Source organism: Spirillospora sp. NPDC000708, from assembly GCF_040299565.1.
Taxonomy (GTDB): Bacteria; Actinomycetota; Actinomycetes; order Streptosporangiales; family Streptosporangiaceae; genus Spirillospora.
On the sequence record NZ_JBEPCJ010000040.1, the window covers coordinates 33,368 to 46,530 of the forward strand.

13 protein-coding genes are annotated in these 13,163 nt (G+C 73.1%); 10 read left to right on the forward strand and 3 right to left on the reverse strand.

The genetic code is table 11. The features are described 5' to 3' along the window. Positions 1-82 precede the first annotated feature (82 nt). From ABT299_RS26585 to ABT299_RS26600, 4 genes are all read left to right on the forward strand, one after another. Positions 83-565: a hypothetical protein gene (locus tag ABT299_RS26585; protein ID WP_387029709.1), complete on the forward strand. Its 483-nt coding sequence runs from the start codon at positions 83-85 to the stop codon at positions 563-565. After that, positions 562-1,698, forward strand: coding sequence for a sensor histidine kinase (locus ABT299_RS26590; RefSeq protein ID WP_387029711.1), 1,137 nt, complete (start codon positions 562-564; stop codon positions 1,696-1,698). Before ABT299_RS26585 ends, ABT299_RS26590 begins: the two co-directional genes overlap by 4 nt. Positions 1,699-1,726: 28 nt before the next feature. Then, positions 1,727-2,389, forward strand: coding sequence for a response regulator (locus ABT299_RS26595; protein ID WP_190857990.1), 663 nt, complete (start codon positions 1,727-1,729; stop codon positions 2,387-2,389). A 121-nt stretch (positions 2,390-2,510) separates the two neighbouring features. After that, on the forward strand, positions 2,511-3,005 hold the full coding sequence (locus ABT299_RS26600; protein ID WP_500252372.1) for a hypothetical protein: 495 nt from the start codon (positions 2,511-2,513) through the stop codon (positions 3,003-3,005). Here the strand turns inward: ABT299_RS26600 and ABT299_RS26605 are convergent. Then, entirely contained in the window at positions 3,002-3,655 is a 654-nt protein-coding gene (locus tag ABT299_RS26605; RefSeq protein ID WP_500252373.1) for a TetR/AcrR family transcriptional regulator, read from the reverse strand. The genes ABT299_RS26600 and ABT299_RS26605 overlap by 4 nt on opposite strands. A 137-nt stretch (positions 3,656-3,792) precedes the next feature. On the opposite strand from ABT299_RS26605, the gene ABT299_RS26610 reads away from it, so the two are divergent. The 4 genes from ABT299_RS26610 (at position 3,793) to ABT299_RS26625 (ending at position 7,220) form a co-directional block, all read left to right on the forward strand. Beyond that, positions 3,793-4,155: a nuclear transport factor 2 family protein gene (locus tag ABT299_RS26610; protein ID WP_190857984.1), complete on the forward strand. Its 363-nt coding sequence runs from the start codon at positions 3,793-3,795 to the stop codon at positions 4,153-4,155. 45 nt (positions 4,156-4,200) lie between these two features. Beyond that, complete coding sequence (locus ABT299_RS26615) at positions 4,201-4,752, forward strand: flavoprotein (RefSeq protein WP_190857982.1); 552 nt, start codon at positions 4,201-4,203, stop codon at positions 4,750-4,752. Positions 4,753-4,947: 195 nt separating this feature from the next. Next, entirely contained in the window at positions 4,948-6,627 is a 1,680-nt protein-coding gene (locus ABT299_RS26620) for a purine-cytosine permease family protein (protein ID WP_500252374.1), read from the forward strand. Continuing rightward, on the forward strand, positions 6,624-7,220 hold the full coding sequence (locus tag ABT299_RS26625; RefSeq protein WP_500252375.1) for a cysteine hydrolase family protein: 597 nt from the start codon (positions 6,624-6,626) through the stop codon (positions 7,218-7,220). Before ABT299_RS26620 ends, ABT299_RS26625 begins: the two co-directional genes overlap by 4 nt. A 52-nt stretch (positions 7,221-7,272) precedes the next feature. Here ABT299_RS26625 and ABT299_RS26630 read toward each other — a convergent pair whose 3' ends face one another. Beyond that, positions 7,273-9,786, reverse strand: a complete 2,514-nt coding sequence (locus tag ABT299_RS26630) for a DNA gyrase/topoisomerase IV subunit A (protein ID WP_500252376.1) — start codon at positions 9,784-9,786, stop codon at positions 7,273-7,275. A 175-nt stretch (positions 9,787-9,961) separates the two neighbouring features. Between ABT299_RS26630 and ABT299_RS26635 the strand changes: the two genes are divergently transcribed. Further along, complete coding sequence (locus ABT299_RS26635) at positions 9,962-11,128, forward strand: lactate 2-monooxygenase (RefSeq protein ID WP_500252377.1); 1,167 nt, start codon at positions 9,962-9,964, stop codon at positions 11,126-11,128. Here ABT299_RS26635 and ABT299_RS26640 read toward each other — a convergent pair. Continuing rightward, positions 11,082-12,665: an FUSC family protein gene (locus tag ABT299_RS26640; protein ID WP_500252378.1), complete on the reverse strand. Its 1,584-nt coding sequence runs from the start codon at positions 12,663-12,665 to the stop codon at positions 11,082-11,084. The genes ABT299_RS26635 and ABT299_RS26640 overlap by 47 nt on opposite strands. Position 12,666: 1 nt before the next feature. Between ABT299_RS26640 and ABT299_RS26645 the strand changes: the two genes are divergently transcribed. Further along, positions 12,667-13,110, forward strand: coding sequence for a MarR family winged helix-turn-helix transcriptional regulator (locus ABT299_RS26645; RefSeq protein WP_500252379.1), 444 nt, complete (start codon positions 12,667-12,669; stop codon positions 13,108-13,110). Positions 13,111-13,163: the final 53 nt, after the last annotated feature.

Here is a 13,163-nt window from a genome sequence, read left to right on the forward strand (position 1 = left end):
GTTCTCCACCCGCCGGTGGAGACCCCGATGTCCAGCCGCGCGCCGATCCCCGGGCCGGCCGCCCCGGCCTACCGTCGATCCCATGAACACCGCCGACAACGTGCTCCTCGCGCTCGCCGTCCTCGGGCTGGTCCTCTACCGGCAGCTGCGCTCCCGGCCGGTCGGCGAGCGGCGGCTCTACACCGTCCCGGCCGTCCTCGCCGTGGTCGGCGTGGCGCAGGGCGGCCTGCTCGACGACGCGCACCCGGCGCTCAGCGTCGCGCTCCTCGCCGGGGAGGTCGTCGCCGCGGTCGCGTTCGGCGCGCTGCGGGCGCTGACCGTCCGGCTGTGGCGCGAGAGCGACGGCGAGCTGTGGCGCCGCGGCACCGGCTGGACCCTCGCGGCCTGGCTCGTGTCGATCCTGAGCCGCGTCGGGTTCCTCGCCGCCGGGCACGCGCTCGGCCTCAGGCTCGGCTCGAACCTCTTCCTGCTCTTCCTCGCCCTGACGCTGATCGTCCAGAACCTGCTGGTGGTGTGGCGTGGACGGCGGATCACCGCGACCGCACCGGCTAGCGTCGCATCGTGAGGTTCGGACCCTTCACCCTCGAGGACCGGCTCGTCCGGACCATCGCGATCACGATCGCGCTGATCTGGGGAGCCGTGGCCTACCTCCGCGGGCTGCTGCACTCGACCCCCGCGCCGGCCCTGCACGGCACGGGCCTCGCGGTGGTCCTCCTCAACACCGCGACGTTCGCCCTCCTCGGGACCGGCCTGTGGGTGGGGCGCGCGAAGCGCTCCCGCCTGCGCTCGGCCGGTAACGCGCTGCTCCTGGGCGCGATGGGCACGTCGCTCTCGCTGTACGCCGTCGCCCCGCACGGCGGCGGCGGGTACTTCTTCTCGCTGGCCGCCATGTGGGCCCTGATGATGCGGACGAAGGTGCGCTGGGGCCTCGCCATCGGCGCAGCCACCGTGATCGTCGTGGCCGCGCTGGGGGAGGTCTACGACAGCGGTCCGGACTACGGGCTGCTGGCCGCGTTCATCGGCCTGACCCTCGGCGCCCTCGCGAGCCGGCAGAACGTCCTCGCGCAGGAGGCCACCCGCCGCGCCGAGGCGGCCAACGCGGTCCTGGCCGAGCGGTCGCACATCGCGCGCGAGATCCACGACATCCTCGCCCACTCGCTGTCGGCGCAGATCGTCCACCTGGAGGGCGCGCGCCTGCTGCTGTCGCGGGACGGCGACCGGGTCCAGGCCCTCGACCGGGTCGAGCGCGCGCGCAACCTCGCCAAGTCCGGCCTGGAGGAGACCAGGCGCGCGCTGGCGACGCTGCGCGGCGAGATCCCCGAGCCGAAGGAGGTCATCGCGGAACTGGCGGAGGAGTTCTACGCCAGCACCGGCCGCCCCTGCGACGTCCGGGTGACCGGTGTGCCGCGCGAGCTGCCCCCGCAGGCGGGGCTCGCGGTCGTCCGGACCGCCCAGGAGGCGCTCACCAACGTCCGCAAGCACGCGCCCGGCGCCCGCGCGCGCATCACGCTGCGCTATCTCGGCGACGCCGTCGGGCTGGAGGTGACCGACACCGGCGCGACCGAGCCGGTCCTGGAGATCGAGGGCGGCGGCTACGGGCTGGTCGGCATGCGGGAGCGCGCGGAGCTGATCGGTGGGACCCTGGAGACCGGGCCGGAGGGCAAGGGGTTCCGCGTCGCCCTCCGGGTGCCGGCGTGACGCGGGACGGGGCACGGGACGAGGCACGGTGAGCGACGAGACGAGGATCCTGGTCGTCGACGACCAGACGGTGGTGCGGGAGGGCCTGGTCCTGCTGCTGGAGCTGCTGCCGGGCATCGAGGTGGCCGGGTCGGCGGGCGACGGCGAGCAGGCCGTCGCCATGGTCGCCGAGCTGCGGCCCGACGTGGTGCTGATGGACCTGCGGATGCCGCGGGTGGACGGGGTGGAGGCGACCCGGCGGATCAAGCAGGCGCACCCGGAGGTCGAGGTCGTCGTGCTGACCACCTACGCCGACGACGAGTCGATCTTCGCGGCGCTGCGCGCCGGGGCCCGCGGGTACCTCACCAAGGACGCCGGCGCCGACGAGATCGCCCGCGCGGTCGCCGCGGTGCGCGGCGGCGCGGCGCAGCTCGACCCGGCGATCCAGCGCCGGTTGGTCGAGGCGGTCGCCGCCGACCAGCGGCCCGTGCGCGCCGCCCGCGGCGAGCTGCCCGACGGGCTGACCCGGCGCGAGGCGGAGGTGCTCGCGCTGATCGCGCAGGGCCGGTCGAACACCGAGATCGCCGGCGACCTGTTCATCAGCGAGGCGACGGTGAAGACCCACATCAACAACCTGTTCGCCAAGGCGGGGCTGCGGGACCGCGCGCAGGCCGTCACCTACGCCTTCCGGCACGGGCTGGCCGGGTCCTAGGCACCGCCGCCGGGCCGGGACGATCAATCGGTCAGCGGGCGGCAAGACCTCGGTCAAGGCGCCCGCCCGCCGGCGGCGCCGTCCGCAGCATGGGAGGTCCCGGAGACCGGAAGGACCTCGCGTGCACCGAACCGTGATGATCGCGGAGTACCTGCGCCCGTACGCGCAGTGGCGGATCGCCCGCCCCGACCCCGCCGACGACTGCCGCAACGCCCGCGCCGCGATCGGGCTCATCGACGCGGCCGCCTACGTGGCCGAGCTGGACGACTGCGACCGCGTGATCGTCCGGATGGCCGTCGCCGGCTGCTTCGCCAAGGGCCGCTTCGACCCCGGCCCCGAGGGGGAGGCCCTCGTCCGCCACTGGCACTACGACGAGGCCGCCGGCGGCGCGGCGGACCTTCTCGAGGGCCTGGCCGCCTGCGCCGAGCGCGCCGCGTCGGACGAGCCCGCCGAGCGCGCCGCGTCGGACGAGCCCGCCGTGCGCGCCGCGTCCATCGAGCACGCCACGTCCGAGGGGCCCGCCGGGCGCGCGGCGTCCGTCGAGCGCGCCGCGTCCGTCGAGCGCGCGGTGTCCGTCGAGCGCGCCGGGCGCGCGGCCGCCTTCAGCCTGCGCTAGGGCGCCGGCGGTTCGGCGGCGGCCTCCTCGCGCTCCAGCGCGCGGACGAGCGCCTCGAACCCGGCGTCGGCGCCGCCGGCGTCGCCGCTGATCAGCCGCTCCAGCAGGAACCCGCGCAGCGTCGCGAGGATCATCTCGCCGACCTGGAGCCTGCGCGCCTCGGACCAGTCCGGCGGGCAGAAGGATCCCAGGATCGGGATGTACTGCCGGGACGCCCCGCGGCCGAGCTCGCTGTGCCGGTCCACGTCGTACATGGCGAGGCCCATGGCCTGGTCGAGGACCCGCCGCAGTCCCGGGTCCTCGTCCGTCAGGGACCGCCAGACGGCCCGCACCCGGTCCGCCAGCGTCCCGCCGCCGTGCTCCGCGGCGGCGGCGAGCGCGTTGCCGATGCGCCGGTCGCGCAGCCGGGCGACCGCCTGCCGGAGCAGGTCGTCGGCGCCCTCGAAGTGGTAGAGCAGGACCTTGTGCGTGGTTCCGGCCGCGCGGGCGGCGCGCCGCAGCGAGAAGTCGACGAGCCCGTTCACCGCGAGGTCGTCGGTGACGCGTTCGAGCAGCTCGCGCCGCCTCGCCTCGCCGCGCGGCGATCCCGCCGACCGCCGGTAGGCCGCCTTCTTCGGCGGCTCCCCGGTGGCCCGTGCGGCGTCCGTCATCGCTCCTCCGGTTCGTGTCGGGCCTTCCCGTCACGCAGCAGCCTAAGGTCGCCGCCCTCCGGCCCGGGCAGGCGTGGCCATCATGACCCGGATGCCGCGAACGGGTAGCCAAGCGGGCGCTTGGTAGCCTCGGTCGCATGCCGACCCAGGAACAGATGAAGAGCACGCTCCAGGCCTATGTCGACGGCTTCAACTCCGGCGACCCCGCGGCCGTCACCGGCCTGTTCGCCGACGACGCCGTCGTGGTCGACCCGGTCGGCAACCCGCCGATGGAGGGCCGCGCCGCGATCGACGAGTTCTACGGCAACGCCGTCGCCGCCGGCGCGAAGCTCTCGCTCGACGCCCCCATCCGCGGCTCGCACGGCGACCGCGCCGCGATGGCCTTCACCGTGACGGTCCCCGGCATGCGCGTCCGCGTCATCGACGTCATGACGTTCGGCGCCGACGGCAAGATCGTCCGCATGGAGGCGCACTGGGGACCCGACGACGTCGAGACCTGACCCGGACGTGGGAGGCTGGAACCCGATCGGAACCGAGGAGGTCGGGTGCCCGCACGTCCGGTGCTGTACGTGATCGCCTGCGGCGGGCGCCCCGCCGCGGAGCTGCCCTCGTTCGTCGAGCGGCTCCTCGGCGACGGCTGGACGGTCTGCGCCGTCGCGACGCCGGCCGCCACGAGGTTCGTCGACGCCGCGCGGCTGTCCGAGCTGACGGGCCTGCCCGTCCGCTCGGACTACAAGCGGCCCGAGGAGCCCGACGTCCTGCCGCCCGCCGACGCGTTCGCCGTCGTCCCGGCGACGTTCAACACCGTCAACAAGTGGGCGCACGGCATCAGCGACACGCTGGCGCTCGGCCTGCTCAACGAGGCCGTCGGCCAGGGACGCCCGATCGTCGCCGCGCCGTGGCCCAACGCGGCGCTCGCCCGCCACCCGGTCTTCTCGCGCAGCGTCGCCGAGCTCCGCGCCTGGGGCGTCACCGTCCTCCTCGACACCGACCGCCTCCCGAACCCCGACTCGGACGAACCGAGCGGCGCGACGTTCCCCTGGGCGGACCTGCGCGACCACCTGCGCTCACTCCGCGCCCGCCTGACAGAGGGGTGACTCCGGCGGCAGGACCGGCCGAAACCCGCCGCGACCCGGCGCATGCCGCCCCCGCCGGTGCGAACCCGCACGCCAGAGCCCCTTCGCCGCGCGACGAATCGGCGTAACGGGGCGCAACGGGTTCCGACACCCCGGAGAAACATCCCGTTCCTAGCTTCTGCGGTGCCCGCCGCCCCGCTAGGAAAGGAGCCGGGTTTGGATCTGGCAGAGAACCCGCAGATGGAGGACTACTCCCTGCGGTACACGCCCAGCGCGTTCCGCACCTGGTCGCCGTGGATGGTGTTCCTGAGCTGCCTGGTGGGCCTGTCCGCCATGGCGGGATACGCGCTGGACGCCGCGTTCGTCAACGAGTTCGGCTTCGGCAGCTCGCTGCTCGGGTTCGCCGTCGCGAGCGTGGTCACGCTGCCGCTGACCGTCGTCATCGCGTTCGCCATCACCCGCAGGCACATCGACATCGACCTGCTCACCCGCGGCTCCGGGTTCGGCTACCTGGGCTCCACGGTCACCTCGCTGGTCTACGCGACCTACACGCTGATCTTCCTCGCCTACGAGGGCGCGATCATGGCGCAGGCGGTGACCGCGCTCTTCCGCGTCGACGTGCACATCTCGTACGTGATCGTCTCGGCCGTCATGGTGCCGCTGACGCTCTACGGGATGACCTTCAGCTCGAAGTTCCAGGCGTGGACGTGGCCGCTGTGGATCCTGCTGATCGGGTTCGCCCTGGTCATCGCGGCGACCTCGCCCTCCGCCGGCCACCACATGGTCCACCCGATCACCGCGCACGGGGCGGCGGCCGTCGGCGGCCTCACGCTGACCGCGGTGTTCACCATCGCCGCCGCGCAGCTGTCGTTCGCGGTGCAGATCGGTGAACAGGGCGACTACCTGCGGCTGATGCCCGACCCGAAGGGCGCGGCGGGGCGCCGCAGATGGCGGCTGGCGGTGCTGATGGGCGGCCCCGGCCTGTCCCTGTTCGCCATCGTCATCTTCTTCGCGTCCACGCTGCTCGTCGGCTACGCCGGCACCGAGACGACGCCCGACCACGTCGCGGTCCCGGTCGACCTGTTCACGGTCGTGTACGAGCGCGCGGTCGGCGACCACACGGTGGCGCTCGTCCTCGCGGGCGTCCTGGTGCTGCTCTCGCAGATCAAGATCAACATCATGAACACCTACTCGGGCTCGCTGTCGTGGTCGAACTTCTTCTCCCGGCTGCTGCACCGGCACCCCGGCCGCGCGGTGTGGGTGATCCTCCAGGTCGCGCTCGCGCTGGTCCTCATGGAGATCGACATCTTCGCCCACATCGTCACCGTGCTGGCCTGGTACGCCAACATCGGCATCGCCTGGATCGCCGCGATGGCGTCCGACCTGGTCATCAACAAGCGGTGGCTGGGCCTCAGCCCGCCCGAGGTGGAGTTCCGCCGCGCCCACCTGTACAACGTGAACCCGGTCGGCTTCGGCTCGATGGTCGCCGCCGCGGCCGTCTCGATCGTCGCCTACTACGGGGCGTTCGGCTCCACGGCCGCCGACCTGTCGCCCTTCATCGCCTTCGTCCTCGCACTGGCGCTGCCGCCCCTCGTCGCGGCGGCCACCCGGGGCCGCTGGTACATCGCGCGGACGAGCGTCTTCCCCGAGGGCGCGACCGAACTGCCCTGCGCGGTGTGCGGCGGGTCCTACGACGTCGCGGACATGGCCACCTGCCCGTTCCACCAGGGGCACATCTGCTCGCTGTGCTGCTCCACCGAGGGCTCCTGCCGGGACGCCTGCAAGCCCAGCGCGTGGCGTCCGCCGAAGGGCCCCGTCCTGCTCGGCATGCCCGGCACGGCGCCGGCCCCGTCCGTCTCCACCTCCCTCGAACAGACCCCGGAGGCACTCCGATGACCAGCGTCCTCATCGTCGTCGACATGCAGAACGGGTTCGTCCACCCGGACGGATCGCTCCCCACCCTCGGCATGGCCCTCGCCGACACGGGCCGCGCCGTACGGCAGTGCGCCGCGGCGGTGGCCGCCGCCCGTGCCGCGGGGACGCCCGTGGTCTTCACCCGCCACGTCTACCGGCCCGGCCGCGCCGACGAGGGCGCCAACCTCGGCGGCGCCCACCCGGCCCTGGCGGAGATCTCCGCCCTGGCCGCGGGCAGCTGGGACGCGGAGGTCGCCGACGAGCTGGGCTGCGGCCCCGACGACCTGGTGGTGGACAAGGCCCGTTTCGACGCCTTCCTCTGGACGTCCCTCGACCCGCTCCTCCGCGGCCTCGGCGCCGACCACCTTCTCGTCTGCGGCGTCGTCACCAACATCTGCGTGGAGTCCACCGTCCGGGCCGCCTACATGCGCGACTACCGGGTCACGGTGCTCGGCGACGCCTGCGCGGCCCTCACCCCGCGCCTCCACGAGATCGGCCTGGAGGTGATGCGCGACTGCGGCTTCGCCACCGTCACCACGGTGACCGAAGCCCTCGCCGCCGCCCCCGCCGCCTGACCGCCACGAGCCGATGTGAGCCGGGCCCGCCGACCGCGGGCCCGGCTCACCGTCATGCCTCGTCGGCGTCGGTGTCGGCCTCGGTGCCGGTGTCGGTGTCCGGCGGGACGGGGCCGATGGGGCCGCTGATCGACACGATGCGGGTGCTCAGCTTCTCGCCCGACCCGTCGCGGCGGCCGAGCGTCACGTTCAGCGTCGCGGGCTTGCCGTTCGCGCCGGCGGCGCGCAGCGGCGTCGGCGCCGCCCACGCCTGGAGCAGCACGTCCTCGCCCTTCAGGAACCGGTGCGCCCGGACGCCGCCGGTCGCGCGGCCCTTGGCGGGGAAGTCCGCGAAGTCGGCCAGCTTGATCGCGCCCGTCTGGGTGCCGGGCAGCGCCGACGACGACCCGGAGACCGTGATCACCCGCGCCTCGCGGCCGGGGTCGAGCGCGCCGAACCACAGCACCTGGGCCCCGGCGGCCAGCTTGATGCCGGCCATGCCGCCGGCGGCGCGGCCCTGCGGCCGCACGTTGGACGCGGCGAAGTGCAGCAGCTGCGCGTCGGTGGTGATGAAGACGAGGTGCTGGTCCTCCGACAGCAGCTGGACGGCGCCGATGACCTGGTCGCCCTCCTTGAGCCCGATGACCTCGAACTCGTCGCGGTTGGCGGGGAAGTCGGGGACGACCCGCTTGACCACGCCCTGCGCCGTGCCGAGGGCGAGCCCGCCGCCCTCCTCCGACAGCGCCGCCACGCCCACGACCGTCTCGTCCGGTTCCAGGTCGACGTACTCGGTCACCGGCGCGCCGCCCGCCAGGGACGGCGGCGTCGCCGACGGCGGCAGCGTCGGCAGGTCGAGGACGTCGACGCGGATCATCCGCCCGAGCGAGGTCACCGCGCCGACCTGGCCGCGGGCCGTCGCCGGGACGACCGAGATCAGCACGTCGTGCGGCGCGCGCGGGCCGCTGTCGGGCAGCGGCTCGGGGCCGTGCGTGCGCGCCATCAGCCCGGTGGACGACAGCAGCACCGTGCACGGGTCGTCCGCGACCTCCAGGGGCACGGCGGCCGCGGCGGTGTGGCCGGAGGACTCCAGCAGGATCGTGCGGCGCGGGGTGGTGTACTCGGAGGCGACCTCGCCGAGCTCCTTGGACACCAGGCCGCGCAGCTTCCGCTCCGACTCCAGGATCGCGGTCAGCTTCGCGATCTCCTTGGCCAGCTGCTCCTTCTCCTTCTCCAGCTCGAGCCGGTCGTAGCGGGTGAGGCGGCGCAGCGGGGTGTCCAGGATGTACTGGGCCTGGATCTCCGACAGCTCGAAGATCTGCATCAGCCGCTGCTTGGCCTGCCCGGCGTCGTCGCTCTGCCGGATGACCTGGATGACCTCGTCGATGTTGAGCAGCGCGACCAGCAGGCCGTCGACGAGGTGGAGGCGGTCCTCGCGCTTCTTGCGGCGGAACATCGACCGGCGCCGCACGACCTCGATGCGGTGGTCGACGTACACCTGGAGCAGCTCGCGCAGGCCGAGCGTGCGCGGCCGGCCGTCGACGAGCGCGACGTTGTTGATGCCGAAGGTCTCCTCCATCGGCGTGAGCCGGTAGAGGTCCTGCAGGACGGCCTCGGGGTTGAAGCCGTTCTTGATCTCGATGACCAGGCGCAGGCCGACGTTGCGGTCCGTGAGGTCCTTCAGGTCGGCGATGCCCTGGATCTTCTTGGCGTTGACCAGTTCCTTGATCTTGGCCTTGACGCGCTCCGGGCCGACCGCGTACGGCAGCTCGCTGACCACGATGCCCTTGCGGCGCGGCGTGACGTTCTCGATGGTCGTGGTGGCGCGGGTGCGGAACGTCCCGCGGCCCTTCTCGTAGGCGTCGCGGATGCCGTCCAGGCCGACGATCATGCCGCCGGTGGGCAGGTCGGGGCCGGGGACGAAGCGCATCAGGTCGTCGAGCGTGGCGTCGGGGTGGTCGATCAGGTGCCGGGCCGCCGCGACCACCTCGCCGAGGTTGTGCGGGGCCATGTTGGTGGCCATCCCGACCGCGATCCCGGACGCGCCGTTGACCAGCAGGTTCGGGAAGGCCGCGGGCAGCACCTCCGGTTCCTGCTCCTGGCCGTCGTAGTTCGGCCGGAAGTCGACGGTGTCCTCGTCGATGGAGGCGACCATCATCAGCGCCTCGCGGGACATGCGGGCCTCGGTGTACCGCATGGCGGCGGGCAGGTCGTCGCCGCCGAGCGAGCCGAAGTTGCCGTGCCCGTCGACCAGCGGCATCCGCATCGCCCAGGGCTGGGCCATCCGCACCATCGCGTCGTAGATCGCGCTGTCGCCGTGCGGGTGCAGCTTGCCCATGACCTCGCCGACGACGCGCGCGCACTTGACGTGCCCGCGGTCGGGGCGCAGCCCCATCTCGTTCATCGAGTACAGGATCCGCCGCTGGACGGGCTTCAGCCCGTCGCGGGCGTCGGGAAGCGCCCGCTGGTAGATCACCGAGTACGCGTACTCGAGGTAGCTGCCGCGCATCTCCTCGGAGACGTCGACGTCGACGATGTTCTCCTCGAAGTCCGGCGGCGGGGGAGGGGCTTGGGATCCGCGTCGTGCCATGCCCCACATTGTGGCCGGTCCCGCCGACATCTTTCGCCCGCCCCACCGGATGGGCCGCGGATCGGATCCGGGCGCCGCCGCCCCGCGCGATCCGGTCAGCGGCCGTGGCAGATTGGTCCCGGACGGTTCCCACCCCGCGGCCGCACCCCGGCCGCGTCCCCCGCGGAGGTACCCGATGAGCGCGCTGGCCGACTTCCAGAACTCGATCTACCTGCAGGGACTCGGTGACGTGCGGCCGTCGCTGCCGACCGACCTGACCAAACTGGAGGGGCTCGCCGAGGGCGTCCTGTCGGCGCAGGCGTTCGGGTACGTGGCGGGATCGGCGGGCAGCGAGGCGACCGCGCGGGCCAACCGGGACGCGTTCGACCGGTGGCGGATCGTCCCGAGGTTCCTGCGCGACGTGGCGCACCGCGACCTGTCGGTGGAGGTCCTCGGCACCGCGATGCCCTCGCCGGTCCTGCTCGCGCCGATCGGCGTGCAGTCGATCTTCCACCCGGACGGGGAGCTCGCCACCGCGCGCGCGGCGGGCGCCGAGGGGCTCACCATGGTGCTCAGCACCGCCTCGTCCCACTCCATCGAGGAGGTCGCGGAGGCCAACGGCGACGGCGCGCCCCGCTGGTACCAGCTCTACTGGCCGAAGGACCGGGACCTCGCCGTCAGCTTCCTGGAGCGGGCCAAGGCGGCGGGCTACACGGCGCTCGTCGTCACGCTCGACACGTTCACGCTGGCGTGGCGGCCCCGCGACCTGGACCAGGCGTACCTGCCGTTCCTGCGCGGCATCGGGGTCGCCAACTACTTCAGCGACCCCGTCTTCCAGAAGGCGGTCGGCGGGCCCGTCACCGACGCCAACCGCGACACCGCGCTCCTGCACTGGGTCGCCAACTTCGGAAACCCGTCGCTGACCTGGGACGACCTGGCGTTCCTGCGGGACCACTGGGACGGGCCGATCGCGCTGAAGGGCGTCCAGCATCCCGACGACGCGCGCCGCGCGGTGGACGCGGGGATGGACGGCGTGATCGTGTCCAACCACGGCGGGCGGCAGGTCGACGGCGCCATCGCGTCGCTGGACGCCCTGCCCGGCGTGGTCGACGCCGTCCGCGACCAGGCCACCGTGCTGTTCGACAGCGGCATCCGCACCGGGTCGGACGTCGCGAAGGCGCTCGCCCTAGGCGCCAAGGCGGTGCTGCTCGCGCGCCCGTACGCCTACGGGCTGGCGCTCGGCGGGCAGGCCGGGGTCCAGCACGTCCTGCGCTGCATCCAGGCCGAGCTGGAGCTGACCATGGCGCTGTCCGGTGTCACCCGGCCGGACGAGCTTTCTCCGGAGACTCTGGTCCGCGCTTAGAGACCGCCGTGCGCGAGAGCTCTGTTGCCGCTGAGGGCTCTGTCGTGGGGGAGGGCTCTGTTGCCGCCGGGGGATCGGTTGGGGGCGTTGCATAGATCGCGTGGATGCGGGCCAGTCCCGCATCGATGGCGTGTGCGGCCGTGGCGTCGTCCAGCGCGAGCCGCTTGTACGGCGTGCCGTCATGGCGCCGGGCGATCGCGCGCCGTACGGATCCCACGTTGGCGCGCAACGCCCTGGCGTCGGGCCCGGCGGCACGGACGTGGGGCACCATCTCGCGTAGGACGTCCACGACATCGGCATGGTGGGGCCGGGCGCGGCTCACGAACCGGTGCAGCCGCAGTGGTCCGTAGACGGTGTCCAGTTCGGTGACGGAGCTTTCAAAGCGCGCGCGGGCGTGCGGATCGTCTCGCAGGACGTCGGTGAGAGCGGCCAGGCACTCGGCTGCACGGCGGCGCAGGACGTCCCTGGTGCGGAACGGCAGGATGGCCCAGGCCGCCGCGACACCGATGACGCCGCCGACGAGGATGGCTTCGAGACGCGTCTGGAGGAGCGGGCCCGCGGACTGGCCGTAGTACACGTACAGCAGCGACAGAGCGGCCGTGACGCCACCGGCCCAGTAGGCGTAGCTCCGCTGACGCAACCACGCCGCCAGGCCCAACACGACGAAGATGAGGACGACCGTGTCGGGGTCCCTGGGGGCGAACAACCCGGACGCCAGCGCGGCCAGGACCGTCCCTCCGGCTGCGCCGAGCGCGCGCAGCAGGCCCTTGTGGAGGGCGTCGCCGCGTCCGCGCGCGCCGTTGCACACGATGAACGCCGTCAGGACGACCCACGACCAGTGGTCGGGGAACAGCCAGTGGCCGACGGCGAACGCCGCGCAGAGGCCGATCCCCGTCTGCGCCGCCATGCGGGTGCTGACGCGCACCCCTTTGCCTGCGGCGGGCGCGGTCGCTGTCGCGGGAGCCTTCGTGCGGGCCGCGCGCCATGGGCGTTCCACAGCGACCTGTACGGCGGTCACCCAGAAGCAGGCGATGAGCGCTATCACGGGCGCCCACATGAGGTGGGTCGAGGACGCGCCGGGACCGCCGTGGGGGATGACGAGCAAGGCGATGGCTGGGAGCATCATCAGCGTGCCGGCCTTGGTGAAGCGGGGTCCGAACCGGCGGATCCAGATTCCGGACGCGACGAGGGCGGCGAAGGCGGCGTCGCCCGCGAACGCGTCGTTGCGCATGAGGTCGCCGAGGCCCACCGACGCGACGGCTACGGCGGGCATGACGACGAACCCGATCAGACGGTCCGGTATGGGCGCGCCTCTATGCGCCCTGGAAAGGGTGACCGACAGGACGACGGCCTGTATGACGGAGTCGATGTGCAGGTGGGCCGCGTGCTCCAGCAGGAGCGTCGACCCGTAGGCCGCGAGGACTGCGGCCATCGTGGCGGCCGCGACGGCGACCGGCGCCTTCGCGGCGGCGAATGTCCGGACCGTGCCCACCGTCATGGCCCACCTCTCAAGGATTAGTAAGGAATAGCGTAACATTATGGTGAGCGAGGCGAGTGATCGGCCCGAGGTGCCGAGGGAAGCGGTGGTGGAGATCCGCAGCGGGGTGATGCGGATGGCGCGCCGGATGCGCGCCTCCCGCTCCCCGGACGCGCTGAGCAGCAACAAGCTGGTCGTGCTCGGGCACCTGGCCCGCAACGGCCCCAGCTCGGCCGGCGAGGTGGCGGCCGCCGAGAAGCAGCGCCCACAGTCGCTGACCAGGGTCTTCGCCGAGCTGGAGGAGTCCGGGCTGATCCTGCGCGCGCGCGACGAGCGGGACCGCAGGCAGGCCGTGCTGACCATCACCCCGGCCGGGATCGAGGCGCTCAGGCGCGATCTGGACGAGCGCGACGCGTGGCTCGCCGGGGCGCTCGGCGAGCTGGGCGAGACCGAGCGCGAGGTGCTGCGGCTGGCCGCCCGCCTGATGGACCGGCTGGCCGAATAGTTCATTACTGCTTACTATTTTGGGAGCGATGATTCCCGGGTAAGGAGACGCGC

Bases quoted from the DNA above. Each gene is read 5' to 3' on its own strand.
- ABT299_RS26585 (WP_387029709.1), top strand. From the start codon at position 83: ATGAACACCGCCGACAACGTGCTCCTCGCGCTCGCCGTCCTCGGGCTG.
- ABT299_RS26605 (WP_500252373.1), bottom strand. From the start codon at position 3,655: ATGACGGACGCCGCACGGGCCACCGGGGAGCCGCCGAAGAAGGCGGCC.
- ABT299_RS26610 (WP_190857984.1), top strand. From the start codon at position 3,793: ATGCCGACCCAGGAACAGATGAAGAGCACGCTCCAGGCCTATGTCGAC.
- ABT299_RS26625 (WP_500252375.1), top strand. From the start codon at position 6,624: ATGACCAGCGTCCTCATCGTCGTCGACATGCAGAACGGGTTCGTCCAC.
- ABT299_RS26630 (WP_500252376.1), bottom strand. From the start codon at position 9,786: ATGGCACGACGCGGATCCCAAGCCCCTCCCCCGCCGCCGGACTTCGAG.
- ABT299_RS26635 (WP_500252377.1), top strand. From the start codon at position 9,962: ATGAGCGCGCTGGCCGACTTCCAGAACTCGATCTACCTGCAGGGACTC.
- ABT299_RS26640 (WP_500252378.1), bottom strand. From the start codon at position 12,665: ATGTTACGCTATTCCTTACTAATCCTTGAGAGGTGGGCCATGACGGTG.
- ABT299_RS26645 (WP_500252379.1), top strand. From the start codon at position 12,667: ATGGTGAGCGAGGCGAGTGATCGGCCCGAGGTGCCGAGGGAAGCGGTG.